This is a genomic window from Candidatus Nanosynbacter sp. HMT-352 (assembly GCF_022819345.1).
GTDB lineage: Bacteria > Patescibacteriota > Saccharimonadia > Saccharimonadales > Saccharimonadaceae > Nanosynbacter.
The window spans coordinates 559,525-584,202 of record NZ_CP089288.1; the positions used below are offsets into that span (position 1 = coordinate 559,525).

Annotated in this window: 23 protein-coding genes, 3 tRNA genes and 1 pseudogene; 6 read left to right on the forward strand and 21 right to left on the reverse strand. The window is 42.7% G+C overall.

The window, feature by feature from the left end; translation table 11 throughout:
- The first annotated feature begins 22 nt into the window (after nt 1-22).
- On the forward strand, nt 23-1,225 hold the full coding sequence (locus LRM46_RS02960) for a glycosyltransferase family 4 protein (RefSeq protein ID WP_243812962.1): 1,203 nt from the start codon (nt 23-25) through the stop codon (nt 1,223-1,225).
- Nucleotides 1,222-2,424 carry a glycoside hydrolase family 57 protein gene (locus LRM46_RS02965; RefSeq protein WP_243812963.1) on the forward strand — a complete coding sequence of 401 codons (1,203 nt, stop codon included), beginning with the start codon at nt 1,222-1,224 and terminating at the stop codon, nt 2,422-2,424. Before LRM46_RS02960 ends, LRM46_RS02965 begins: the two co-directional genes overlap by 4 nt.
- Before the next feature lie 66 nt (nt 2,425-2,490).
- On the opposite strand, the gene rpmG is transcribed toward LRM46_RS02965, so the two are convergent.
- On the reverse strand, nt 2,491-2,709 hold the full coding sequence (rpmG, locus tag LRM46_RS02970; protein WP_129632843.1) for a 50S ribosomal protein L33: 219 nt from the start codon (nt 2,707-2,709) through the stop codon (nt 2,491-2,493).
- A gap of 129 nt (nt 2,710-2,838) precedes the next feature.
- Nucleotides 2,839-3,963: an ADP-ribosylglycohydrolase family protein gene (locus tag LRM46_RS02975; RefSeq protein WP_243812964.1), complete on the reverse strand. Its 1,125-nt coding sequence runs from the start codon at nt 3,961-3,963 to the stop codon at nt 2,839-2,841.
- A 112-nt stretch (nt 3,964-4,075) separates the two neighbouring features.
- Here LRM46_RS02975 and LRM46_RS02980 point away from each other — a divergent pair, with 112 nt between their 5' ends.
- The 4 genes and pseudogenes from LRM46_RS02980 (at nt 4,076) to LRM46_RS03000 (ending at nt 13,022) form a co-directional block, all read left to right on the forward strand.
- Nucleotides 4,076-7,351, forward strand: coding sequence for a helicase-related protein (locus tag LRM46_RS02980; RefSeq protein ID WP_243812965.1), 3,276 nt, complete (start codon nt 4,076-4,078; stop codon nt 7,349-7,351).
- The gene (locus tag LRM46_RS02985; protein WP_243812966.1) at nt 7,351-8,007 is read left to right on the forward strand and encodes a DUF4391 domain-containing protein; all 657 of its coding nucleotides are present in this window, start codon (nt 7,351-7,353) and stop codon (nt 8,005-8,007) included. Before LRM46_RS02980 ends, LRM46_RS02985 begins: the two co-directional genes overlap by 1 nt.
- Nucleotides 8,008-8,125: 118 nt before the next feature.
- Nucleotides 8,126-9,921 (forward strand): annotated as a pseudogene (locus tag LRM46_RS02995) (site-specific DNA-methyltransferase).
- Nucleotides 9,921-13,022: a restriction endonuclease gene (locus LRM46_RS03000; protein ID WP_243812969.1), complete on the forward strand. Its 3,102-nt coding sequence runs from the start codon at nt 9,921-9,923 to the stop codon at nt 13,020-13,022. Before LRM46_RS02995 ends, LRM46_RS03000 begins: the two are co-directional and overlap by 1 nt.
- Nucleotides 13,023-13,096: 74 nt before the next feature.
- On the opposite strand, the gene LRM46_RS03005 is transcribed toward LRM46_RS03000, so the two are convergent.
- The 19 genes from LRM46_RS03005 to LRM46_RS03095 form a co-directional block, all read right to left on the reverse strand.
- A tRNA-Thr gene (locus LRM46_RS03005) sits at nt 13,097-13,172 on the reverse strand.
- 47 nt (nt 13,173-13,219) lie between these two features.
- Nucleotides 13,220-13,507 (reverse strand): hypothetical protein, encoded by a 288-nt coding sequence (locus LRM46_RS03010; protein WP_243812970.1) that lies wholly within the window; start codon nt 13,505-13,507, stop codon nt 13,220-13,222.
- 107 nt (nt 13,508-13,614) lie between these two features.
- A complete protein-coding gene (locus tag LRM46_RS03015; protein WP_243812971.1) occupies nt 13,615-13,908 on the reverse strand; it encodes a hypothetical protein in 294 nt (97 codons plus the stop codon).
- Between the two features lie 294 nt (nt 13,909-14,202).
- On the reverse strand, nt 14,203-15,093 hold the full coding sequence (locus LRM46_RS03020; protein WP_243812972.1) for a hypothetical protein: 891 nt from the start codon (nt 15,091-15,093) through the stop codon (nt 14,203-14,205).
- 298 nt (nt 15,094-15,391) lie between these two features.
- Nucleotides 15,392-15,476 (reverse strand) — tRNA-Tyr (locus LRM46_RS03025).
- Nucleotides 15,477-15,482: 6 nt separating this feature from the next.
- Nucleotides 15,483-15,559, reverse strand: a tRNA-Thr gene (locus LRM46_RS03030).
- Nucleotides 15,560-15,602: 43 nt separating this feature from the next.
- The gene (locus LRM46_RS03035; protein WP_129745405.1) at nt 15,603-16,286 is read right to left on the reverse strand and encodes a tetratricopeptide repeat protein; all 684 of its coding nucleotides are present in this window, start codon (nt 16,284-16,286) and stop codon (nt 15,603-15,605) included.
- 10 nt (nt 16,287-16,296) lie between these two features.
- A complete protein-coding gene (locus LRM46_RS03040) occupies nt 16,297-17,106 on the reverse strand; it encodes a DNA polymerase III delta subunit-related protein (protein WP_243812973.1) in 810 nt (269 codons plus the stop codon).
- Nucleotides 17,107-18,252, reverse strand: coding sequence for an RluA family pseudouridine synthase (locus tag LRM46_RS03045; RefSeq protein ID WP_243812974.1), 1,146 nt, complete (start codon nt 18,250-18,252; stop codon nt 17,107-17,109).
- A gap of 12 nt (nt 18,253-18,264) precedes the next feature.
- Nucleotides 18,265-19,437: a tryptophan--tRNA ligase gene (trpS, locus tag LRM46_RS03050; protein ID WP_243812975.1), complete on the reverse strand. Its 1,173-nt coding sequence runs from the start codon at nt 19,435-19,437 to the stop codon at nt 18,265-18,267.
- Between the two features lie 67 nt (nt 19,438-19,504).
- The gene (locus LRM46_RS03055; RefSeq protein WP_243812976.1) at nt 19,505-19,807 is read right to left on the reverse strand and encodes a hypothetical protein; all 303 of its coding nucleotides are present in this window, start codon (nt 19,805-19,807) and stop codon (nt 19,505-19,507) included.
- Nucleotides 19,804-20,394 carry a non-canonical purine NTP pyrophosphatase gene (locus tag LRM46_RS03060; RefSeq protein WP_243812977.1) on the reverse strand — a complete coding sequence of 197 codons (591 nt, stop codon included), beginning with the start codon at nt 20,392-20,394 and terminating at the stop codon, nt 19,804-19,806. Before LRM46_RS03060 ends, LRM46_RS03055 begins: the two co-directional genes overlap by 4 nt.
- A gap of 76 nt (nt 20,395-20,470) precedes the next feature.
- Complete coding sequence (locus LRM46_RS03065; RefSeq protein ID WP_243803639.1) at nt 20,471-20,992, reverse strand: GrpB family protein; 522 nt, start codon at nt 20,990-20,992, stop codon at nt 20,471-20,473.
- 29 nt (nt 20,993-21,021) lie between these two features.
- Entirely contained in the window at nt 21,022-21,597 is a 576-nt protein-coding gene (gene cyaB, locus LRM46_RS03070) for a class IV adenylate cyclase (RefSeq protein ID WP_243812978.1), read from the reverse strand.
- A complete protein-coding gene (locus tag LRM46_RS03075; RefSeq protein ID WP_243812979.1) occupies nt 21,594-22,457 on the reverse strand; it encodes an alpha/beta fold hydrolase in 864 nt (287 codons plus the stop codon). Before LRM46_RS03075 ends, cyaB begins: the two co-directional genes overlap by 4 nt.
- Nucleotides 22,458-22,527: 70 nt before the next feature.
- Nucleotides 22,528-22,923 carry a 30S ribosomal protein S9 gene (gene rpsI, locus LRM46_RS03080; RefSeq protein ID WP_129636874.1) on the reverse strand — a complete coding sequence of 132 codons (396 nt, stop codon included), beginning with the start codon at nt 22,921-22,923 and terminating at the stop codon, nt 22,528-22,530.
- A 1-nt stretch (nt 22,924) separates the two neighbouring features.
- Nucleotides 22,925-23,356 (reverse strand): 50S ribosomal protein L13, encoded by a 432-nt coding sequence (rplM, locus tag LRM46_RS03085; RefSeq protein WP_243812980.1) that lies wholly within the window; start codon nt 23,354-23,356, stop codon nt 22,925-22,927.
- A gap of 1 nt (nt 23,357) precedes the next feature.
- Nucleotides 23,358-23,744 carry a 50S ribosomal protein L17 gene (gene rplQ, locus LRM46_RS03090; protein WP_129636875.1) on the reverse strand — a complete coding sequence of 129 codons (387 nt, stop codon included), beginning with the start codon at nt 23,742-23,744 and terminating at the stop codon, nt 23,358-23,360.
- Nucleotides 23,745-23,746: 2 nt separating this feature from the next.
- Nucleotides 23,747-24,670, reverse strand: coding sequence for a DNA-directed RNA polymerase subunit alpha (locus LRM46_RS03095; RefSeq protein WP_129743800.1), 924 nt, complete (start codon nt 24,668-24,670; stop codon nt 23,747-23,749).
- Between the last annotated feature and the right edge of the window lie 8 nt (nt 24,671-24,678).

Genomic DNA, 24,678 nt, shown 5'->3' on the forward strand with positions numbered 1-24,678 from the left:
TAGTTCTACAATTAACTCAGAGATGAAAATTTTAATGCTTGGGTGGGAACTTCCTCCGCACAATAGTGGCGGACTTGGCGTTGCTTGCTATCAGATGTCGAAGGCGCTTGCTTCGGAGGGCGTTGATATCGACTTTATCATTCCCTACACCGCCGAGCATCCTGGAATTGACTATATGAATATCTATTCAGCCACTCCTTTGCCGCCGAATTATCACGATTTGGGTGCATACAATAACGGTTCGGAGGAAGATCGTGAAAACGCCAAGGACGAGTATGGTCTTTCGCCAATGCGTGCCGTACAGAGGCGTTACGGTAAATACGTTCGGAAGTTTGTGAAAAATCATCAGCCTGACGCGATTCACGCGCACGATTGGTTGACGATGGAAGCTGGAATAATTGCCAAAGAAATAACGGGCGCGCCGCTAATTGTGCACGTTCATGCGACGGAATTTGACCGTTCTGGCGAGCAGTCTGGGAATCCTCTAGTTCACGAGATTGAGCAACAAGGCTTGTTGATGGCTGATCGGATAATCGCCGTTAGTGAAATCACGAAGGAAATAATTGTTAAGAATTATCACATTCCGCCAGAGAAAATTGAGGTGGTTTATAACGCGATTGATTTGGCTGATTTGCCGCCGCATGAATATGACGCCAGTACTTACAGGTATTTGGAGGAATTGAAGAAGGACGGCTATACGGTCGTTGGCGCGTTGACGCGACTCACGGTTCAGAAAGGTTTGACGTATTTTGTGCGGGCCGCAGCGAAGGCACTTGAAAAATATGAGAAAATCGTTTTTGTTCTATCTGGAAATGGCGAGCAAAGAGATGAGCTGATTGAACTGGCGGCAGATTTAGGGATTAGCGATAAGATGATTTTTACGGGATTTGTGCGCGGAAAACAGTGGCGAGATATTTACTGTTTGATTGATGTTTTTGTGATGAGTTCGGTTTCTGAGCCATTTGGTTTGACTGCCTTGGAAGCGGCGCATCATGATACGGCGTTACTTATTAGTCATCAATCTGGCGTTGGCGAGGTTCTGAATAATATTATGCGGTTTGACTATTGGGATGTGAATAAATTGGCGGATGAAATTGTTAATATCGCTGAATCACCTGCCTTACAGAAATCTTTGAAGAAAAACGTTAAGAATGAATACGCAAGAATTTCCTGGCAAGACGCCGCTAGAAAATGTCTGAAACTGTACAAAGGAGCGCTGGTATGAATAAAAATAAAGGAATAGTTTTATATCTACATGTACACCAACCGTGGCGAATACGCGAGTATAGTATATTTGACGTGGCTTGGAAGCATAATTATTTCTCTGGCGGTCAAAATCCAGATCAGGACAATCAAAAAATATTCCAAAAAGTTGCAGAAAAGTCGTATTTGCCGATGAATGCTTTGCTTGAAAAATTGTTAAAAAAATATCCTGATTTTAAGATCTCGCTGAGTTTTAGTGGAACGTTTTTAGAGCAAGCCGAAAGGTTTAATCCTGAGGTTTTGGAGAGTTTCAAGCGCCTAGTGAAAACTGGTCAAGTGGAAATCTTATCAAGTCCGTATCATCACAGTCTGGCGTTTTTCTATTCGCGCAAGGAGTTCGAGCGTCAAGTTGAACTTCACCGCTGGAAGATTCGCGAGATTTTTGGTGCAGAAACGCGAGTTTTGGCAAATACAGAATTGGCATATAGCGACGACTTGGCGAAATGGGCTGAGCAGGACGGCTTTAAGGGCGTGTTGGCTGAGGGCTGGGATCCGATTCTAAATTGGCGCAGTCCGAATTATGTATATCGCCCAAGAGGCACGAAGAAAATTGGATTGTTGCTTAAGAATTATCGATTGAGTGATGATTTAGCGTTTAGGTTCAGTGATCGAAAATGGAACGAATGGCCGCTGACCGCGGATAAGTTTAATACTTGGGTGGAAGATTCTGTTCGTTACGCGCCACTGCTTAACCTGTTTATGGACTATGAAACTTTCGGCGAACATCAATGGGCGGAATCTGGGATTTTCGGCTTCTTTGAGGAATTTGTTGATAAATGGCTGAGCGTTAGTGGCAATACTTTCTATACCGTTAGCGAGGCGCTGGACGCGAATGCGCCTGCTGGTGAAATAAGTATGCCGTCGCCTGTAACGTGGGCGGACGCCGAGCGGGATTTGACGGCTTGGAACGGAAACAACCTGCAGAAAGAAGCTTTGCGATATGTCTATGAGCTTGAAGATGAGGTCTTGAACAGTAAAGACGAAGGTCTAATTAGCGATTGGCGAAAATTGCAAACTTCAGACCACTTCTATTACATGGGAACGAAGAATTTTGCTGACGGCGACGTCCATGCTTATTTTAGCCCGTATGATTTGCCGTACGACGCTTTTCTTTACTATATGAATACCATTCGTGATATGAAATCTCGATTGAGGAAATAGCCAAATATCCTTGCCAAATAAAAACTCCCTCTGAATGCGAGGGAGTTTCTGTATAATTCTGTTAAATTAGCTTTTACGAGCTTTAACTTCGTTACGACCAAGGTTTTTCTTAGTCTCGGTGTAAGTAGCGTGTTGCTTTGCAATTGGGTCGTACTTACGTAGTGTCAATTTACCCTGACCTTTTGTGGTGCGGTTCTGGGTGTTAACAGTAGTATAGTAAGTTCGGTGGTTGCTCAAGTTACTCACCAAACCAATCAGCTTTCGTTTCGTATTCTTCTTTGCCATCTCTTTACTCGTTAGATTTTATAAAACGTCTTGGCTAATTATAGCATGGGTGAAGTGAAAATGCTAGTACCATATCAGATTTTACTAATTTTTATGCTTACTTCGCCGATCGATAAGACGCGCCGGACTCTAATCTTTCTTTTCCAAGTATAAATATTTATTCAGCCATTCATCCGTCGGTTCAAGGTGTTTGTCGTCAATCTTTTTGAGCGGCATATTTTTTGCCATATCATCTGCAATTTCCAATATTACGTCCTTGAGTTCAATATTATCTTTGTAATAATCCGGTATGTTTTTATAACCAACCCTCGCTCCAACAATATTTCCAGTTATTGCCGCCGTTGAGTCCGAATCTCCGTCGTGATTTGCCGCCGCGATGATCGCCTCCTCGAAATCATCTTGGTACTTGATCGAGCAATAAATAGCAATCGCAACCGACTCTTCGGCGACCCAACCCTCTCCGAGTTGATAAAGAGCTTCTTGATCTTCAACGTCAGATTTGGCTAAGCGAACGGCGTTGTTAAACAGTTTGGTTAGCTCGGCTTTTTCGCTATCACAACCAATCTCAAAAGGATCTTGATCTCCATAAACTTTCTCGGTAGTCCAGTCATTCATTTTCTGGATTGCGATTTGCACGGCTTCTTCTATCGATTTTCCGTCCAGCGCGTAATAAATTATATATCCCAGCGCGTATGCGGAAAGAATTGCCAGAGGATGTCCGTGAGTCAGCGCGCAAGATTTGGCAGAAATTTCACCAACAACGTCTTCTTTGCAATACAGGGCAATTGGCGCAATTCGCATAACTCCACCGCAGCCTTTACTGCCATTGAGACCGCCTTCTAATGTTCCCATCTCTCCTGAGGAAAGTGAATCAAGGCACGTCATTCCTGGACTTCGCACGGCGTTTAATTCTGGAATATTTTTTATCCAAGCTACTGGTGTGTGCTCGACCTGTCCAGCTTTTTGTTGCGTATCAAGCCAATCCAAATATGCCAAATATATCGCCTCTGATGGAAGTAGCGCTATGCCACGCGTTTGTAGGCGCGTAGATCGCCATAAAAGTCCGCAAGCTGTAAATAGCGTCATCTGCGTATCGTCCGAAATCACACCAATTCCATCCGTGAATCGAGTCGTTGATCTCGGCACTATGTCGCGCTCAAACTCTATTTGATAGCCAAGCGCATCACCAATTGCCCCGCCCAACATTGACCCGCGCACTTTATCAACCCTCTGCTCTATCGATTGTTTCGTCATAACACCCTCCTAACCTTGTTAAGATTATATCATTAGCCAAACTTTTGGTGGTCGTTTTATAGTATAATTAAGATAAGGATAGCTTGTAATTTAACCGTGGAGAAAAACTCAAATGGGTCTATTTAACAAAGAGTCTTCAGAGACACCAAAGGCGCCAGAATTTTTAGACAACGTCAATAGAAAAGTAATTGATGATTTAAAAACGACAATTAAAAAAGGTAGTAAGGTTTCTATAGCAGCAGCTTCTTTCTCTATTTATGCATTTGAAGCCTTAAAGAAAGAATTAAACTCTGTCGATGAATTTCATTTTCTTTTTACGGGAGAAACATTTACAAAAGAAAAAGCTCCAAAAGAAGCTCGCGAGTTTTATATCCCAAGACTCAATCGCGAGCGCTCTCTTTATGGCACCAACTTTGAAGTTCGACTTCGAAACGAACTTAATCAACAAGCAATAGCTAAGGAGTGTGCGGATTGGATTCGTAAGAAAGCGCATTTTCGCTCAAATATTTCCAATGAAATGATGTCTCCATTTATGAATATAGAAAGTCCTGAGGGAGATGCTACTTATAGTCCGTTTGCAAACTTCACTACTGCCGAACTAGGTGAAGATCGAGGCAATAACGCATATTCTACGATAATTAAAGTTCATGCTCCGTTGACAGAACAGTACATTAACACTTTCAATGAAGTGTGGAATGATGAAGATCGCCTGGCTGACGTAACTGATGCCGTGCTTGAAAATATTACGGCAGCTTACAAAGAAAATTCGCCAGAGTTTATTTATTTTATTGCGCTTTATAATATTTTTAGTGAATTCCTTGAAGACATCGATGACGCCTCGCTTCCTAATGAAGCTGTTGGCTTCAAGCAATCTAAGGTCTGGAATATGCTTTACAATTTCCAGCGTGACGCCGTAGTTGGATGCATTACAAAACTTAATCGTTATGGTGGATGTATACTTGCCGATTCCGTGGGTCTTGGTAAAACGTTCTCTGCGCTAGGTGTTATTAAATATTTTGAATCCAGAAACCAGCGAGTTCTTGTTCTTTGTCCGAAGCGTTTAAGTGACAACTGGAATACTTTTAAGGGCAATTATAAGAATAATCCTTTGGCTGATGACCGCTTGAATTACGATGTTCTTTATCATACGGATCTTGGTCGTGAGCGTGGCACTTCTAATGGAATCGATCTAAGTCTCATCAATTGGGGCAATTATGACTTGGTGGTTATTGATGAGTCGCACAACTTCCGTAATGGCGAACATAGTACTCGTAAAAGTGATAAAAATTACGAGAATCGCTACCGTAAACTTATTCGAAAAATCATTAAGGCTGGAGTGAACACGAAGGTTTTGATGTTGTCTGCTACTCCGGTGAATATAGATTTTACCGACCTTAAGAACCAGCTGATGATTGCGAGCGGCGGTAATGAATATGAACTTTCTGGCAAGCTTAAAGTCGGGGGTTCACTCGAGAAAATATTCCGTGATGCAAATAACGCCTTCAAATCTTGGTCTGAGCTTGATCCAGAGAATCGCACGACCGAGAAACTTCTGGAGATGCTTAGCTTTGACTTTTTTGATCTGCTTGATAGTGTTACGATTGCTCGTTCCAGAAAGCATATCGAAAAATATTATAATGAAACAAACCTCGGTAAGTTCCCTGAAAGACTCGCGCCGAAAAGTTATCGCCCTAACCTAACCGACCTCGAGGACATAGACTTTAACACGCTGTTTGAATATATTGATAAACTGAATCTCCAGATTTATACTCCGCTCAAATTTGTGCACAAATCAAAATTAGCAAAATACGTTGACTTGAATTCATCCCAGGGTAAGTCGTGGGAGAACCGTGAAGCTGGTCGAAACATTCTTATGATAACTAACCTCTTGAAGCGTGCGGAAAGTTCGGTGTATGCGTTCCGTGAAACGGTTGAGCGCCTTGATAATCTCATAGCTGACACAATGGACAATATAGACCGATTCGAGCAAGGTCGTACGACAAAATTCAACTTTGGTAATGTCATGGAGCAAATTAACGAGATTGACGAGGATGACAATGACTCAGATTATACAGTTGGTAAAGACCTGAGGATTGAACTTGGTGATATGGATCGCATTTCTTGGCGCCAAAAACTCTCTGATGATCACGAAGTATTGTCCGAACTTATCGAAAAAATCCGTCTCATTACTCCAGATCACGACCTTAAGCTGCGTGAGCTTGAAAAAGTTATTAAAGAAAAGCTTGAAAATCCGATTAACGGCGATAATAAGAAAATTGTTATCTTTACGGCGTTTGCTGATACAGCGGATTATTTATATGGTGAAATATCAGGCGCCATTAAAGATAAGTTTGGCTTAAATACTGGGGTTATTACTGGCAGTAGGAATCCAGAAACCAATTGTGCGGGAGTGGCAAAAGATTTTAATAGCATCCTAACCTGCTTTAGTCCGAAGTCGAAGAATCGAGACGCGTTTGGGGCTGCTCTCGCTGATAAGGATATTGACATTCTCATTGCCACTGACTGTATTTCAGAAGGTCAAAACTTGCAGGATTGCGACTATTTAATTAACTACGACATCCACTGGAACCCAGTTCGTATTATTCAGCGTTTTGGTCGTGTTGATCGAATCGGGTCGGATAATAAACAGATTCAGTTGGTGAACTTTTGGCCAAATGTCGACCTCGACGAATACATAAACCTTAGAGCACGCGTGGAAAATCGCACAAAACTTATTTCTATCACTGGCGCTGGCGGCGATGTGCTTGAAAATACAGATCCAGAACTTGAATACAGGAAGGAGCAGCTTGAGCGACTTCAGAAAGAAGTAGTTGACCTCGAAGAGATGAATAGCGGTGTTTCAATTATGGATCTTGGACTTAATGAATTCCATATGGATTTACAAGAACTCCATAAGAAATACGGTGACGCGGATCATATACCATTTGGCATTAGCGCAACTGCTGGCGCTATTAAAGATGAGGCTCCAGCTGGCGTAATTTATATTCTTAAAAATATCAATTCTGGAGTAAACATTGATAAGCAGAACCGCCTACATCCGTTTTACCTTGTTTATATTAAAGATGATGGCGAAGTATTCGTAGATCATCTCAACCCGAAGTCTCTTCTTGATAAAATGCGTTTACTTTGTAAAGAAAAAGACACTCCAAGTCGTGAATTGGTAGCAAAATTCAACCTTGAGACCGAAAACGGTAAGAAAATGGATGTATATTCGAAGCTACTTTCTGACGCAATTCATAGCATCGTAACGATTAAGGACGAGAAAGATGTCGCAAGTTTATTCAAAGCCGGCGGCACTACTGCCCTAACTAATAAAATATCCGGACTTGATGACTTTGAGTTAATTAACTTTTTAGTGGTTAAATAATGATAACGTTTCCAGAACGCGCAAAGGTCGGTAAAATTGTCGCCAAAGAATACTTTTATAAGAATATTGACGCTGCCACGAAAAACCTCTTTCAGAGCGAAATTGCTCGAATAATTTGGGAATATAAACTTGCGCCCAACACAATTAACCTCCCAGTAAAAAAGTGGGCAGAAATCGAAGTTTTTCGTATAGTGCTTAAAAATGGTGAAATTCCAGAAAAAGTTTTGAGAACTATTGATTCAGTAATTCCATATCCGATTCTTTTCATTATAGAAAAAGGTTCAATTAAAAAAGCCGCCATTTGCTACAAAGAGCAAAGTCAAAAAAATGAGAACGTTGTTAAGGTGGATACTTACTTTTACACGAAGTGGAATGACGAGAAGCTTCAGGGCATTAAAATTGATGGACTTAATATAGATGCAGTTTTTAGCAACTTTGTGCGTCAAATTGCCGGAGATAAACTTACTACAACAAATAAAAATAACAAGGAAAAATTCCCGAATTCCATTAAAGAAGATATTGAGACTCTGAAAGAACGTGAAAGGATTATGAAACAAATAGCGGCGTTGGACCGAAAGATTAAGATGGAGCCATCTCTTGGTAAGAAGCAGTCGCTAGCAGAAGAGCGTTACAGATTAAAACAACAGCTTTTGTGATATAATTACGGTAAGGATATTTATAACAAACCGTGGAGGAAATCTTATGAATGATAACGTCGAAAAGATCGACTTGAACCGCGTAGACTGGAAAAGTAGTCGCGAATTCTTTGAATCGTTGGGTGAAGCGCTGGATAAGCTGGAAGATAAAGATGAGTCGTACGACTTCACTTGGGTTGGTAAACGAAAGTCCATTATTGAGGCTGGCGCGCCAATTAATAAAATTCTCCGCCCAGACTTGGAAGCTTCCAAAGATTTTGACAATACAAAGAACATGCTAATCGTTGGAGATAACCTTGACGCACTGAAACTCCTCCAAGAATCCTACCTCGGTAAAATAAAAATGATTTACATCGATCCTCCGTATAACACCGGTCATGATTTCGTGTATCATGACAATTTTACGGTTAAAAAGCCGACTTTGAGGACAATTCTACGGATTCTGATGGCAATGTAATTATCTCTGAAGACGAGTACGCCGAAAACTCAAAGGCAAACGGCAGATTCCATTCAGACTGGCTGTCGATGATGTATCCGAGGTTACGTCTGGCAAGGAATCTTCTGACTGATGATGGGGCTATATTTATCTCAATTGACGATAATGAGCAAGCAAACTTAAAAAAACTTTGTGATGATGTTTTTGGTGAAGATAATTTTATTACCCAAATTCCTAGATTAACTTCCGCTCAAAGATCTGGACAAGAACAATATATGAACGTGTCTCATGACTATGTCATGTGTTATGTAAAAAATCATAACTATGATTTTAATAACATAATAACTAGAGACCTTACAAATAAAATTATATTAAAAGACAAGAATGGTTGCTACATAAAAGGTGATACGAAGGCTATTCTAGCTGCCATCACCCAAGGATATTCGAAGGGTGGGGATTATGATTTTGAATATAACGGTAAAAAATATTCTCCAGTAACGAAAGATGGTACTAGAAACAGATGGCTTTGGTCTAAAGACAGGATGCAGGCGGCTGCTGACCTAGGCATTCTCGTAGAGACTGGAAATACTCTTAGAATGCAGCTATATCTCGACAAAAGATTTGACGAAAAGACCAATTCCTTAGTAGATAAAGATGAAAAGCTTATCTTTCACACGGCTGATTTTATGAAAAGTGAATACGCAAATGCCAATGGTAGTCTAGGGTTAAAAAAGGCTTTTGATGGTTGTGATATTTTCTCTAACCCTAAACCTATAAAACTCATAGAAGATTTAATTAGGCTTAATACCTCTAGTCTAAAAGAAGATATCGTTCTCGACTTCTTCTCTGGTTCTGGTACTACTGGTCATGCCGTCATGGACTTAAACGCTGAAGATGGCGGAAAGCGTCAGTACATTTGCGTGCAGCTTGATGAAAAGACTGATGAAAAATCTGAAGCCAAAAAGGCTGGATACGACACCATTGACCAAATAACCGCTGAGCGTCTGCGCCGTGCTGGGGAGAAAATTAAGTCTGAGCATCCAGAAGCGGACATTGACACTGGATTCCGTGTATTCCGCGTTGACGGCAGTAATAATAATGAAAACATTCGTAAGCCACTGGGTGAAATTGATCAGAGTGACATGTTTGACATGATTGATAACGTTAAAAAAGACCGCACGCCGCTGGACTTATTATTCGGCATAATTTACACCTCTGCCCTGCCGTTTGATCTTAAGCTTGAAACGCGTAAAATTGGTGAGAATACGGTTTATATGTATGGCTACTTGGATGAAAATACCGGTCTTATTGCCTGCTTTGATGACGAAGTTCCGGAAGAAACTGTTAAGGAAATTGCCAAATTAAATCCTCTGACGGCAGCATTTAAGGATTCGTCGTTTAAGAATTCTGCTGAAAAAATTAACCTGTCTGAGCACTTCCGTATTATTAGTCCTGATACGAGAGTTAAGGTAATATAATGAAGCTAAGATTCAAGCACCAAAAATTCCAAGAAGATGCCGTTAAAGCGACCTGTGATATTTTTACCGGGCAAATAAAATCCGAGCATCGATTCCTGGCGGATCAAGGTGACAGCATGAGCTTTGTTGATATGTATGGCTTTGGTAATGAGGACATTTCCCTGCAAGACGCTCAATTGATTAAGAACCTGCATGAAGTTCAGGGGCTGCAGAATATTCCCCGTAATGCAAAAATTGAGCGTCTTAATAACAGACCGGTGTTTACAATTGAGATGGAAACTGGTACTGGTAAAACTTATACGTACATTAAAACGATGTATGAGTTGAATAAACAATACGGCTGGAGCAAGTTTATTGTTGTGGTGCCGAGTATTGCGATTCGCGAGGGTGTTTATAAGACTTTTCAGACGACTGCGGATCATTTTGCTGAAGATTATGGTAAGAAGATTCGTTTCTTTGTTTACAATTCCTCCAAGCTGAGCGAGCTGGAGCAATTTTCTGGCGATCCAAATATTAACGTCATGATTATTAATACACAGGCTTTTAACGCCCGTGGAGCCGACGCCAAGCGTATTACGATGAAGCTTGATAGTTTTCGGTCTCGTCGTCCGATTGACGTGATTGCCGCCACAAAACCAATTGTAATTATTGACGAGCCGCAAAGTGTTATTGGCACAAGTAAAAAAGCGAATATCACCCGCTCTTCCATCTCCAATTTCAACCCGCTATTTTTCTTAAACTATTCCGCGACTCATCGTGAAGATTTTAATAAAGTTTACCGTCTGGACGCTGTTGACGCTTACCAGAAGCAGCTTGTGAAGAAAATTACAGTTAAGGGCATCACGGTTAAGGGTGGTACTGCGACTAACGGATATATTTATATCCAAAAAATTAATACTTATCCGAATAAAAAGCCAACCGTTACGGCTATATTTGAGTTTGATTCAAAAGCAGGCACTGGAATACGCCGTAAAACGAAGACTCTTAGCTGGGGCGATGATATCTATAAGCATTCAGGCGAATTGGAGGCGTATCATGATGGATATCTAATTACGGAGATAAACGCCAGAGAGGGCGACAGGTATGTAGACTTTAAGAATGGGCTTCGTATTTACGAGGGTGAAATCATTGGCGAAACTAATGCTGAGGATCTACGCCGTATTCAAATACGTGAAACTATTATGTCTCATATGGAGACCGAGCAAAAACTCTTTAAGAGAGGAATTAAAGTCCTTTCTCTATTCTTCATCGATGAGGTTGCCAAGTATAAATATTATGATGAAAATGGTGAACATAAAGGTTCCTACGCGAAGATATTCGAAGAGGAATTTACAAAAGCTATAGATATTTACCTGAATCAGCAGCTTCAATTCGAAGAAAATGCAGATTTTCGTAAATACTTAGAAAAATTTACCCCGTCTGAAATACATTCCGGCTACTTCTCTATCGATAAAAAAGGTCACGCCATCAATAGTAAGGAAGGTCGTGAAGGTAACGGCTCTGATGATGTTTCGGCGTACGATCTTATTATGAAGAATAAGGAGCAGCTGCTGGACTTGAAAGAGCCGGTGCGATTTATCTTTTCTCACTCTGCCCTGCGCGAAGGATGGGATAATCCAAATGTCTTCCAGATTTGTACACTTCGTGATTCTGATGCTGAAATTAAGAAACGTCAGGAAATTGGTCGTGGACTTCGATTGTGTGTAGATCAAAACGGTATTCGTCAAGATGCGGAGATTCTCGGTGAAAATCTCGTCCATGACACGAACATACTTACTGTCATTGCGAATGAAAGTTATGAGAGTTTTGCCAATAGTCTTCAGTCTGAGTTTAATGAAATTATTGCAAGGCGCCCAAAGGATGCGTCTGCTTCATTGTTTAATGGAAAGATAATACAGGATGCTAGTGGCGAAAAGACCATTACGCTTGATGACTCTGCGGCTGCGGATATATACATGGGACTGGTTAATACTGGACTTGTTGACAAGGTTTCAAAGCAGTTGACGGATGCATATCATTCGTTAAATGACGAGCAGAAGATTCAAAAAGTTCGCGAAGCTGTTGGCGAGATGTACGCTCCGTTTGCAGAGAACATTAATAACATCCTATCTTCTGTTTACGATTCAAAGCGTGGGCGGCTTGTGACTAATAATCGCAATAGCGAGAAACTTGAACTTGATAAAGAAAAGTTCGCCTCTAAGAAGTTTAAGGAGCTGTGGGACAGTATTAATGAAAAGACTTATTATACCGTGGAGTTTGACGACGATGAGCTTATAGAGAGGTGTGTGGATTCTCTTAATAGAAATATGCGTGTGACAAAGACGGAAGTTATTATTACCGAAGGTTTGTTAAAGACTGCCGGTAAAGATAAATTGGAGATGTATAGAAGTAAAATCGGCATGCCAATTGCTGTTTCTGAAATTGCGAATGAGACGGTTAAATACGATATTATCTCTGAGCTTTCCAGGTCTTATAGCGATGGTGGTACGGGTCTCACGCGTAAGGCTATAGCAAGCATTTTGTCTAGAATTGAACCGAGTGTATTTCATTCGTTTAAAACAAATCCTGAAGAGTTTATCCACAATGCAATTCAGCTCATAAACGACCAAAAAGCCTCGACAGTAGTTAAACATATTGAATATGACAAGCTAAACGAGAAATGGGACAGTGGAGAAATTTTCATCAATGAAAGTATTACCGGTGAATATGGCTACAACCTCATAGATACTCCCGATCATCATCTATATGACAAATTGCGCTACGATTCTGAAGTTGAAAAGAACTTTGCGAGGGAACTTGAAAATAGCGATGCAGTAGAAGTTTACGTGAAACTTCCAAAGAGATTCTACATAAATACTCCAATGGGCAATTACAATCCAGACTGGGCAATTGCGTTTAAGGATGAATCCGGAGTAAAGCACATTTACTTTGTGGCGGAAACTAAGGGCGTGAGCGAGGGACAACTTGATGTCGGCGTGAAAGGTATTGAAAAAGCTAAGATTGAGTGCGCCAGAAAGCACTTCGAAAAGATTAGTAACGGCGATCGTATTTATGGAGTTTGCAACTCATACGAAAAATTGCTGGAGCTAGTAAGTTACTAAGGCTTTGTAGTCCTTCCGTGACTCGAGCTATATGATATAAAAAGATCCGCATCTCTGCGAATCCGTGTTTCATATGGAGCCACGATCGGGGCTTGAACCCGAGACCTCATCCTTACCATGGATGCGCTCTACCAACTGAGCTATCGCGGCGTAACAGGCTTAATTTTAGCATATTAAGCCATGTTTAATCAACTGGGCTATTTTTTACGAATGGATTTTTTGGCTGGCGTGCTGGCTTCTTTTGGTAGTTTTGGCGTGACAAATGCCTCTATTATTCCCCACGTTACGCTATTGACTAAGAATGTAACGAACAATATTCCTGAAGCTGATGCCGCCAAGTGCGCTGATGAAGCGTTAAATAATGTCAATAATCCCGCCACGGCTAGCCCGATTATGGCTAACATAATGTAAGCGTATTGTAATTTCAATCGTTGGTTTTTTTCGCTATTCCATAGTGTCAGAATAGATTTTGTAAATTCAAGCATACCCATATAATAGCACATAAATTATCAAAAGTCAATGGCACTCAGCCTGGCGTCTTGCGACCAATTCTATAAAAATATCCACGTAAGAAAAATATTATTTTCCGACCTTATAATTTATCAATTAGCTCGAGTAGCTTTTCCCATGAGGCTCTGTCGGTGTGGTCATTATCAACGGTAACAGCGTATACGCAAACTTTATGCAGGAGAGGATATTCTTGTGAATTAATCCAAGTCTGCATCTCCAAAGGATACGCTAACTGGTCGGAAACTCCAATAGCCGCACCATAATCAGTAGTCAATAAGTCAAGCCCATCATGTCTAATTTGATCTGCCCAATATTTGCAGTGCTCGACTGCTTGTTCGTAAGTCATTTGAGGGTATTGGCTCTTCTTATTATTCATATTTGTTATTATATAACATGAAAAAGTCCCAGGCTAATAATAATATAATATTAGCCTGGGACGGTCGTCTCCTTTCTATCTATCGAGCATCTTCAGGTGGATTATGTCTGTCAGGGTGACCGTATGGAAGGCTCTGGTTTGTCTAGTGATGGTCTTTGTTAGATTCTCCGTCGGTGTTCCACGAGATGCGGTAGTTATCTTCGTAGTACTGCGTCACATGCAGATCTATCTGGCGATTCCTATCGTAGAACACTCCACTGCGATCATTGGTGTCGTTGTCGCGGTTTCTCACACCTAGCGGTAGCGTATCTCTCCGGGCGCGGCGGTCATACAGTGCTCCCCACCAGGCTCATCGGTGAAGTTCTGCGCACCATGCGGTGCGAACGGATCGCGCCTGTATGTTACGACTCCGTTTCGACCCATGACGTAGTGTCCGTGACCAGGACCATCAGGCTTGTCAACACCACCGAAGTAGATGTTGACGTTGCCGTTCGGCTCCATCGAGATCCATACATCGTCCTGATACTGAAGCGGAACTCCAGCCTTTGCGGCCAACTCCTTACGCTTCTTTCGGCTTGCCGACTTCAGTTCATCGAGCCTGGAGCGGAAAGCCTTGGCGCATGATTCAAAGTCGGCCTTGGCGCGCTTTAACTCAGCCTCCGCTAGTTCGTGCTCTGCCCTGACAGAATGAAATGTCTGCTGCGCACGAGCAAACTCATCCTTAGCCGACCAGAAGGCTGGCTTGACGGCATCGAACCGCTCACGTGCGGCGCGAATTTCAGAGACAAGCTGTCGCCGTTCGGCGGCAAAGGCTTGAGACCTTGCCTTGTGGACATGTCCCTGATTTGCATACATACGCGCGCTAGCGTCGTCGCGCATGTCGTGGGCTAGTGAAGCCGACTCGAAAGCCGACTTCATTTCCTGGTATGCTTTCTCTTGCTGATTATCCAGGATTTCGATTCGCGGGCCGTTGGTTAGCTTTATGGACATGTAGGCTTCCCATGCGGCTTGCTGGTCTGCATAGGCGGCTTGCTTGGCCTCCCAGGCACGGTTCATGACTGCACGAGCCAAGGAGCGGCGCTCCCAGGCTGCTTGCTGAGCTTCCCAGGCTGCCTGCTGTCGCTGGCGGGCAGACTCACGGGCAGATTTCAAACGGTCAAGCTCGGCGTCTCGCTGACGAGACATGATAATATCCTCTCTGTAAAGGAGCGAAGTCACAGCGATTACTGCAACTTCGCTATTTTACAACATGAAGAGGGTTTTGGCAATAGTCTATTTAATACAACAAGGACCCAGTAGATTAACAGATATATTATTTCTATTGAGCATTTAAGGTATGACGAATGCTTACCATCTTTTGAAATAGCCCTTCTGAAGACTTGCGTGATAGCGGTGGCGCGATGCCTTATCGCGGAAGATTAATTTATAAAGAGTCTGTTAGTATTATAAAAAGTCGCCCGAAAAGGCGACGATGATTCAAACTTGGTGCTGGAAGTAGGACTCGAACCTACGAAGCCTTACGGCGGGAGATTTACAGTCTCCTGTGATTGCCACTACACGATTCCAGCGTGATGTGGAGCCGCTTCTCGGGCTCGAACCGAGGACCTACGGTTTACAAAACCGTTGCTCTAGCCAACTGAGCTAAAGCGGCAACTGAATTTATTTTATCAATTTTTTCTCTCTGTGACAAGAGTTTACATAACTATTTTTCGTGGTTGATGTATTTTGCGCTGTTGGCGTGGACGTGGCGCGTCAGCTTTCTTTGATGATGTCGTCGGAGTTAGCATTTTTGTGGCTTTCTTACGCAATTCTTCAGCCAGCTCGGTCTGTCCAGCATTGTCATACGCTTCCGCTAAAATCTTCAATGTCTGAGGAATCGGCTCTAATTCGACAGCTTTTTCTAGGGCGTTGATAACCTTCTTTGTGTTTCCTATTTTTTCCTGAACCTTAGCGTAAGCGATGTAGCGTGCCGCCAAATCATCTTCCATTTCCAGTGCTTGCTCAAATGCTAGCGACGCCTTTTCGTAATTCTCTGTTTCATAGTAAATTAAGCCGACGTTATGAAGGCTGGAAGCACTTGGCTCCAAACTCTGGGCAATCTCAAAACACTCGATAGCGTCTTTATATGCGCGCTGCTTGGCGTATAAAATTCCTAAACGATTGTATGCCGTGGCGTTTTTCTCGTCGACTCGCAAAATTGTCAATAAAGCCTTTTCCGCTCGCAAATATTTATTTTCACGAATCGATTCCTGAGCAATTTCCCATAACTGATCAAGTTTATTAGTAATCTTAGTTGGCAGATCGCCAGTTTCTTTAATTGACGGATGATAAAAAATCGCCCAAATCATTAAAATCAGAATGAGGAGTAATCCAAACATATCTATACTATTATATCACAAGTTGTGTCAGTGCCAGCCTGACGTTGGCGTTGGATTTTAACGCGCTCGCAACAGAGGTGGTTTTTTCAAGTTGCTCCTCAAGCGACGAATTCATCCCGCGAGATAAAGCCTGAAAGCGAATCATATTTACTATAATATCCGTTAGCAATATCGCTTTTTGGCGGTCAGAAAAGTATTTGGCGAGATTCTTAAACGCGTCGTATTCCCGATTTGTGGCTAAAATTTGCTTTGCGTCGGTGGCTAATTGTCGATATTCGGCGAATTTTTCTGGATTTTCCGCTAATTCCTTAATTAGCAATGGTCGCCCAGCAGCCAAAAAAAGGATCTGTTGGCTGGAAGCTGGGTCTAAATTGTACTTTTCAAGCAGTTTTTTATCTTGGGCAGATGTTGTTTTATGAAGCGTCAACGTCTGACAACGAGATCTAACAGTGTCGAGTATCAACTTTAGGTTTTTCGCGACAAGGATAAAATTGGTATTTTTATTCGGTTCTTCCAGTGCTTTCAGGAATGCATTTTGCGACGGTTCGGTCATTAAATCAGCTTCGTCAATGATAATGACTCGACGATTTATGGCGTAAGTTCGGAGCATAGAGATGAGTTCGCGGATTTGATCAACAGATATGGTTTGCTTTTCTGGAAGCGGCTTCAGGTGAAAAGTATCGCTATTTTTTGCTAGTATTTGAGCTACGCCCAGCCCATCAAGTCCGTAATCCGCAATCACCAAAAGTGCGTGAGGCAATTGCGATGAAATCTGGTTGATTTTTTGAGCATCTCGAGCGGATATGATCACTTCAGACATCTATAAATCCTCTGGGAAGAACTTCTTGAATTCGTCAGGAACTGCGGCTTCAAAAACTTTTCTCTCACCAGACGGCAAAGTTATCTCTAATTTTTGAGCATGCAACATCATACGACAATCTGAAGATTTTCCGTAAACTCGATCGCCAAGAATCGGTGCATTCAAGTGAGCCAAATGGACACGCAATTGATGAGTTCGACCAGTGGTCGGCTTCAATTCCACAAGCGACTGAGTATCATTTTCCGCCAAAACATGGTAAGTCGTCTGAGCTGGTTTACCGTTCGGATCTATGCGAAACGTGCTCGGCGCCGAAGGATTGCGACCAATCGGCAAGTTAATTTTTGCGGCATTCAACTTTGGCTTGCCGTCGGTTATCGCTATGTAGGTTTTCTTGGCTGTTCGCTCGGCAAATTGCCTCTGTAAATGCGCAGCAGATTCTGGGTTTTTGGCTATGATCAGTAGTCCTGAGGTGTCGCGGTCAAGCCTGTGAACAATTCCTGGACGATCGGTGTCCGTTGCGAATGAGGTTTTGGGGCGAATTATTTCCGCAACCGTCGGCTCGTCAGAAAGTCCACCCTTTGCGTGTGTCAGCAGCCCGCTTGGCTTATTGACGACAATCACATCATCATCCTCGTATAAAATCGGCAAATCAACGTCCGCCTGCTCTTTTTCTGGCAAATTAAGCGCAATTTCATCAGTTTCATCAACCTCAAACTTCGGCGTCGTCACGGCTTTATTATTGACCGAAACATATCCAGCTTTTATGTATTTTTGCCAAAGACTTCGGGAAATTGCCGTGTCGAATTTGGTCGATAAATAAATATCCAAGCGCACTTTGGTTGGCGAAATTTTGAACATTATGACATATTTTCCCTGGAACGGTGTTTCGATAAATTCCGGATCTAGCGGATTCGGCAAAATCTCGGCGTTATCTGGTTTTTCCGTCCATAGCTCGTCAATAGATTCCTCGTCAACAATCGAGCCGTAAAGCAGCGCAAAATGCTGCTTATTCAAAATGAATTCCGCAAAAACGTGCGACTCGTCCGTTTGAATTTCCAGCCGACGCAGTGCTTTAACGGGCGTATTGTCGTCCGCCAGTTTATATAATCTAGCTATTTTCAGCACTGTCCGAGGTAATATTTTCACGCGATTTGCTCCCTATTTTCGAAGCCCTACAGCTTTTTGAACGCGATACAAAGTTTCATTAGCGACGACATTCATGTCTTTTTCACTGGAAGCCAACTTTTCTTCAATTGCTTGCTCATCAACCGCCGCAAGCCGATTCTGGAAATTCTCCAAAAATTCCGCGACTTCGTCGGCCACAATTCGCTTGAAATCGCCATAACGATCCATACCGAAGTACTCGTTGGCGGTTTGCTCCAGAGTAACTTCCCTGCCAGCATCTTGCCGAACCAAAGTCAAAATCTCCAGCAAATTAGAAATTCCTGGCTGATTTTCCTTGTCGTATTGAACTTTGCCAATTGAATCTGTTGTTGCGCTCATTATTTTCTTATGTGCCGATTTTGGATCGTCAGAAAGGAAAATAATTCCCTTGCCGCTCTCGTCAGATTTGCTCATTTTCTTCGCTGGATTCACGAGATCTTTAATCCTCAATCCTTGATCTTTTCCGAAGAATTGATGTTGCTGAATTACGGGTTTTGGCACGATAAATAGATCGCCAAACTTACGATTCATTCGCTCGGCAATATCGCGCGTGAACTCCAAATGCTGAGTCTGGTCGTCGCCAACTGGCACGTAAGTCGCGCCGTAAAGTAGAATGTCGGCAGCCATCAGGACTGGGTAGTTGAAGAGGCCAACAGACGCATTATTGTAAGTGACCTTCTCTAAAGCCATTAGCATAGGAGAGTTTAATAAATGAGCAGAGGTATTGCTTTGGATAATTTCCGATATATTCCGATGATCTACTGTGGTATCCTCAGACATTTTATTGCCTATGAATTTGCGCGATTTATCCTTAAACTGTGTCATTCGGCTCATCTCGCCAAATCCAGTAAAGCAGTCCAAAATCCACGCCAGTTCACTGTGTGCCGAAATGCGACTTTGGCGGTAAAGATGAATAGAAGAATTGTCCAGTGACAATCCGGCGGCGGTATAAACTCGCGCGTTGTTCAGGATGCTGTCATATAACTTGCTGTGGTCAATTGGCGTCGTAAAACTGTGAAGGTCTGGGATGAATAGATTAATATCATATTCGTCCGAGCGACGTTTCGCCATGTTAATAATCGGCAAAATAGCCCCAAAGTAATTACCTATGTGGATGTTGTTGTTGGCGCGCACGCCAGTGAGGATGACGGGTTTTGATGGTTTCATTAAGTATATTATAGCATTATTCGATCGTTAAGTAATGGGACAATATATTATCTGTATTCTTCCTAGCTCAGCTTAGTTGTTGCTTTATAATCTTTAAAGATTTTTTATATGTAGACGCTATATCATTTTCTATCTTTCGTATGGCTGATACATCACTTTGGGATGTTGCTATGCCATCAAAGTTACTTGCTAAATCATCCCAGTCAATTGCTGGATAGTCGACTTTATCATAGTTAGTTAATCGCGCCATTGCAAAACATAACGAGCTAAGAGACTCCGCCACCTCATATTTATCTGGCGAATCTCGGTAGAGATCAATGATTTCGCGAGCAATGACAGCCTGTTGTATACGGTTATTATCAGCTTTCATGCATCTATTAAATAATCCCTCAACATCGCGAGCCCATCAACTTTCTCAATTATCGTCAGATATTCCTGCCATTCTTCGTCGTTCAGTTCTGCCAAACTACGACCAGGAAAGCTCGGATGTCCATAAATATATAACAATTCCGTCCAGCCATGAAGACTATCGCCACGTGGCTCGTCGACGATAAATCCCTCTTCGTTGGCTACGAAAATGTGGTCTTTTTCACCGTCAAAATAACCAACCGCAAAAGAAAAAATAGCTCGACGATCAGCCTCGCCTTTCATCAACTTGATAATGCCGGGATAGCTAAAACTATTCAGTAGCAATTTAACAAACGGCCCCGGAAAACCTTTCAGCGCCGGGATGAAGAAACCACGGTCATCAACGACCAGACGCTTGTCTGGGAAGGCTTTCTTGGCTTGAGATAATTTACTTTTGGCAATCGTCTGAATGTCTAGCCTTCGCCCTTCGTCAAAATCATAATCGAGCTGCCTTAAATCAACGCCAAGCGGTTGGAGAAGTTTTTGGAGGCTGGCGAATTTACTGTGATTGGAAGTGATAAAATAAATTGGGCTATTTTCTTGTTTCATATTGATAAGTATACGCTAACTAGCGTTATTTTGCAGATTTCTAATGCTTGTGCCGTACGGAATATGAATGAGGAGATTAGCCGCCATTTTTCCACTGCCTGGCACGTTGCAATAACTTATCGACATAAGCTGCTTTAAGTTTTTTATACGCTGACCTGTCGTAATTTGCTTGCTTGGCATATTGATATTTTATCTTTGAATATTGATCAGCTTCGTCATTGTGAGACCTTAGATAATCTCTGATAATTAAGAAGTTATCGTGCGTTTCAGTATTCGCGACCGCGAGGTGAATATGAATATCGCCCTCGCCAGTTTCTTCTTGTCGGGACGCCAGGAAGATATACCCTTGACGGGAACTTGGATTTAATGAAGGAAAATATCCAATTGCTACCAATTTGTCCCGCAACTCGTTCATGTGTTCGCTATCTTTAGCAGAAATAAGGATATCTAGGATATTTTTACCATCCAAGCCAAGTACTGCGGTACTGCCGACATGATGAATTTGCGGACTATCCGCAAGCACTAGCGCTAATTTATTTTTCACGCGCGTAAAGACAGCCGATATGTCTTTTTTGGATCTTTTAATTTCAACCGACATAAGACCTCCTAAATTTAATCAAGTATACGCTAACTAACGTTATTTTGCAGATCTCTAATGCTTGTGTCGTACGGAATTTTCCATAATTTGCCGTCAATGTTCAGGTTTTTCAGAAAATTGCACATTTGTTGCTGAATGTTTTTTACGTTGGCATCGTCTTCTGTCAGGATTTCCAGTTCAATAAATAGTCCTAGTCCAGCAACTTCGTCGATGCAGATCGTATAGTCCTCAGTTTTCGATTCAAGGCGGACTTTATCAACCGTAACAATTTCTTGCCAGCCCAGCGCTGTGAGCATTTGGCGCGCCGCATTTCCGTCATCAACCGCAAATTCATATTCATCAGACACCAATTTTGCCTGTCCTTCAACTTTCAGCGTCATCAAGCTCCGTTGCAGCTCACCAGTTTCCGGATTAAGAACATCGCGCACTCGCATAATTTTGGAGCCGGGAACAATTGGCGCGTCAACTTGCTCGGGCAATAAAAATACTGTATCAATTTGGCGTTTGACTGAGATGGGCGCGATGAATTGGTCTTTAAGAATGGTGAGAAGCTCGTCGCGTGTTATACTACTCAATACTTTAAATTTGGACTCTACTTCAATCATAAACTTTCTCGTTTGGATTTTGTTATAAGACGACTCGTTTTTGGTGAATATTTTCCCGCCAAATACTCTTTTATAATTTCCGACAGCTTCTTCGCATATTTATCGGTTATTTCATGCCGCTGAGTTGCCATTGACGTATGAGTTATATTGCTATGATCTTTTGCCAATTTCTTCAGATTTCTCTCGACAATCAGCGGATCAAGTTTTCCAGACAAAATAGCAATCGGAAGAGTGAGCTTAGCAATGTCATTCATTGTCGTCTGATTGATAATCGCAGTGTTCAGGGCGATTAAAAACGACTCGGCGGTAACCTCATCAGCCTTAAATCCAGCGTCAGGCCAAATATTGTGCCGATCAGCGAATTGCAAAAAACGTTTCGAGCTGCGCGGATGACTATTGAAAAACTCATAAAGCGCACGCAAAATCTTCTCTGGATGATGATTTTTTTCGTCGACCATCGGATAATATATCGGCGGGCTACACAAAATCAGCGACTTGCTTAACTTCGGATATTGCTTGGCGAGTTCTACGGCAGCCAGCGAGCCCATAGAATGACCGATGATAATATCGACGTGATTTATGAATTCCCTGTGCAAAGTGGCGACGATGCTTGCGGCTTGGTCATGGGCGTTGTAGGACTTCCAACCGGGCTTGGGCGAATTGCCAAATCCCAGCATATCAATTGCTATAACTCGCGCATCCTTCGGTAAATACGGCTCCAGCGGCGTCCACGTTTTCCAGGATGTGCCTAATCCATGAATAAGTAAAATCGTCGCTTTCGGTTTTTCTGGACGAGAAAAATAATGCACGTTCAATGCATACGGAATCCGTAACCAGCGATGGATAATCTTGTCCAACATATTTTTAGTATACTATGAAAATACTCCGCCTGCATGTGAAACGGAGTATTTTGTGATAGCCTTTTCTGTACTAACGCTTAGAGAATTGTTCGCGCTTACGAGCAGAACGAAGACCGTACTTCTTGCGCTCTTTCTCGCGTGGGTCACGCTTCAATAGCTCAGCCTTCTTCAGAACTGGACGCAGGTCAGCATGAGCAGCTGTCAAAGCTTTTGCGATGCCAAGCTTGATAGCGTCAACTTGACCAGCCAGACCGCCACCTTTAACTAGAATAGTAACGTCGAATTCTTTTTGCTTGCTGACAATTGCAAGTGGGTCGGTTACTTCTGCTAGTAGGGTTTTGTTGCCGTCCAGGTACTCAGCGGCAGGTTTGCCGTTGATAGTGATAGTGCCTTTTCCAGGAAGCAATCGAACGCTTGCTGAAGCACTTTTGCGTCGACCTAAGCCGTAGAAATAAGTATCAGCCATATTACTTCACCTCAACTTTCTCTGGTGTTTGTGCTGCGTGAGCGTGGTCGCTGCCCGCAAAGATGCGTAGACGCTTTAGGCGCTCTGCTTGCAATTTGTTCTTTGGCAACATACCTTTAACAGCTTCTTCAATAATTCGCTCTGGGTGGCGTTCACGCATTTCTTTGAATTGCGTTTCCTTAATTCCACCTGGGAAACCACTGTGGCGATAGTAATACTTATCAGTTTCCTTGTATCCAGTAACAACTGTTTGCGCAGCATTGATAACAACTACGTAGTCGCCACCGTCAATGTGAGGAGTATAAGTTGGCTTGTATTTACCAGTCAAATGCTTGGCAATTTCTGTAGCTAAACGTCCAAGTGGTAATTCGCTAGCGTCAAACAATACCCAACGGCGAGAAACTTCAGATGGTTTTTGTGAATAAGTCTTCATCTTATTTTCCTTCCTTTGGCATTGGTTTAATATCGTCAACAAACTCGATGATCGCCATTTGAGCGCCGTCGCCGACTCGCAAACGTGTTCGTTCAACGCGAACGTGTCCGCTGGTTCGACCACTTAGCTGTGGCGCGATTTCATCAACTAGTTTGTAAGCAGCGGCGCGTGTGCTTAATGCTGCAATCACCTGACGTCGGCTAGCTAGGTCGCCCTTTTTAGCCTTGGTGATGATTTTTTCAATGTGACGCTTTAGTTCCTTAGCCTTTGGCAAGGTGGTCTCGATCTTTCCGTACTCAACCAAGCTGGTAGCCAGACCTTTGAGTAGGGCTCGTCGCTGATCACGCTCGCGGCCGAACTTGCGCCCTTGATATCCGTGTCTATGCATAGTTAAAACTCCAACTCCGCCATCTTGTCACGTACTTCGTCTAGTGCCTTTGAACCGAAACCTTTCAATTCTCGCAAATCTTGCTCGGTCAAAGTTACCAAATCGCGAATAGTGCGGATTTCATTGTTAATTAGCGCGTTCGTCGTGCGGGCGCTTAAGTTTAGCTCTTCAATTGGCATTGCTAGCTCTGACTCTTCGTCTTCCTTAGCTGCGCCAAGTGCTGGCGCGCCAGTTACCATCGTGTTGCCAGCCAAAGCTGTGTATTGGTTGACGAGAATCGCTGCTGCTTCTTCGAACGCCTCACGAGGTGTGATTGTACCGTTAGTTTCAACAGTGATTGCCAATTTATCCAAGTTCGTTTCCTGACCAACACGAGTTGAGTCGACTTTGTAGCGAACGCGCAGAACTGGCGAGTACATTGCGTCGATAGCAATCATGTCGCTGTGCAAACGCTTTTCGCTTGACTCTTCAATTGTCTGGTAACCGCAACCTGCCTCAACTACCAAATCCATAACCAAATGCTTGTTTGGGTCGTCGATTGTAGCAATTACTTGCTCTGGGTTAACAACTTCAACGTCAGCATTAGTTTTAATGTCAGCGGCAGTTACTTCGCCAGCGCCAGTTTTCTCAATGCGCAGTTCAACTGGATCGTCAGTAAATACGCGCAGGTGAACGTTTTTCAAGTTCAACATAATGTCGACAACATCTTCTTTGATGCCCTCAACAGTGGTAAACTCGTGAGTTGCGCCCTCAATCCTGAAAGCTACAACCGCGCCACCACGAACGCTTGACAATAGAACGCGTCGCAATGAGTTACCAAGAGTATTACCGTAGCCTGGGTGAAGTGGCTCGATTAGAAAAGTAGCACTGGTTGCTGAAATATCATCAACGCTCGCGAGTGCTGGATTGTAAATTGCTTTTGCCATAATTCTTC

Bases quoted from the DNA above. Each gene is read 5' to 3' on its own strand.
- LRM46_RS03020 (WP_243812972.1), bottom strand. From the start codon at position 15,093: ATGTCTCGTCAGCGAGACGCCGAGCTTGACCGTTTGAAATCTGCCCGT.
- LRM46_RS03065 (WP_243803639.1), bottom strand. From the start codon at position 20,992: ATGTCGGTTGAAATTAAAAGATCCAAAAAAGACATATCGGCTGTCTTT.
- LRM46_RS02960 (WP_243812962.1), top strand. From the start codon at position 23: ATGAAAATTTTAATGCTTGGGTGGGAACTTCCTCCGCACAATAGTGGC.
- LRM46_RS03075 (WP_243812979.1), bottom strand. From the start codon at position 22,457: ATGTTGGACAAGATTATCCATCGCTGGTTACGGATTCCGTATGCATTG.
- LRM46_RS03035 (WP_129745405.1), bottom strand. From the start codon at position 16,286: ATGTTTGGATTACTCCTCATTCTGATTTTAATGATTTGGGCGATTTTT.
- LRM46_RS03095 (WP_129743800.1), bottom strand. From the start codon at position 24,670: ATGGCAAAAGCAATTTACAATCCAGCACTCGCGAGCGTTGATGATATT.
- LRM46_RS03015 (WP_243812971.1), bottom strand. From the start codon at position 13,908: ATGAATAATAAGAAGAGCCAATACCCTCAAATGACTTACGAACAAGCA.
- rpmG (WP_129632843.1), bottom strand. From the start codon at position 2,709: ATGGCAAAGAAGAATACGAAACGAAAGCTGATTGGTTTGGTGAGTAAC.
- rplM (WP_243812980.1), bottom strand. From the start codon at position 23,356: ATGAAGACTTATTCACAAAAACCATCTGAAGTTTCTCGCCGTTGGGTA.
- LRM46_RS03040 (WP_243812973.1), bottom strand. From the start codon at position 17,106: ATGTCTGAAGTGATCATATCCGCTCGAGATGCTCAAAAAATCAACCAG.
- rplQ (WP_129636875.1), bottom strand. From the start codon at position 23,744: ATGCATAGACACGGATATCAAGGGCGCAAGTTCGGCCGCGAGCGTGAT.
- LRM46_RS02965 (WP_243812963.1), top strand. From the start codon at position 1,222: ATGAATAAAAATAAAGGAATAGTTTTATATCTACATGTACACCAACCG.
- LRM46_RS02980 (WP_243812965.1), top strand. From the start codon at position 4,076: ATGGGTCTATTTAACAAAGAGTCTTCAGAGACACCAAAGGCGCCAGAA.
- trpS (WP_243812975.1), bottom strand. From the start codon at position 19,437: ATGAAACCATCAAAACCCGTCATCCTCACTGGCGTGCGCGCCAACAAC.
- LRM46_RS03055 (WP_243812976.1), bottom strand. From the start codon at position 19,807: ATGAAAGCTGATAATAACCGTATACAACAGGCTGTCATTGCTCGCGAA.
- LRM46_RS03000 (WP_243812969.1), top strand. From the start codon at position 9,921: ATGAAGCTAAGATTCAAGCACCAAAAATTCCAAGAAGATGCCGTTAAA.
- LRM46_RS02975 (WP_243812964.1), bottom strand. From the start codon at position 3,963: ATGACGAAACAATCGATAGAGCAGAGGGTTGATAAAGTGCGCGGGTCA.
- LRM46_RS02985 (WP_243812966.1), top strand. From the start codon at position 7,351: ATGATAACGTTTCCAGAACGCGCAAAGGTCGGTAAAATTGTCGCCAAA.
- LRM46_RS03010 (WP_243812970.1), bottom strand. From the start codon at position 13,507: ATGCTTGAATTTACAAAATCTATTCTGACACTATGGAATAGCGAAAAA.
- cyaB (WP_243812978.1), bottom strand. From the start codon at position 21,597: ATGATTGAAGTAGAGTCCAAATTTAAAGTATTGAGTAGTATAACACGC.
- rpsI (WP_129636874.1), bottom strand. From the start codon at position 22,923: ATGGCTGATACTTATTTCTACGGCTTAGGTCGACGCAAAAGTGCTTCA.
- LRM46_RS03060 (WP_243812977.1), bottom strand. From the start codon at position 20,394: ATGAAACAAGAAAATAGCCCAATTTATTTTATCACTTCCAATCACAGT.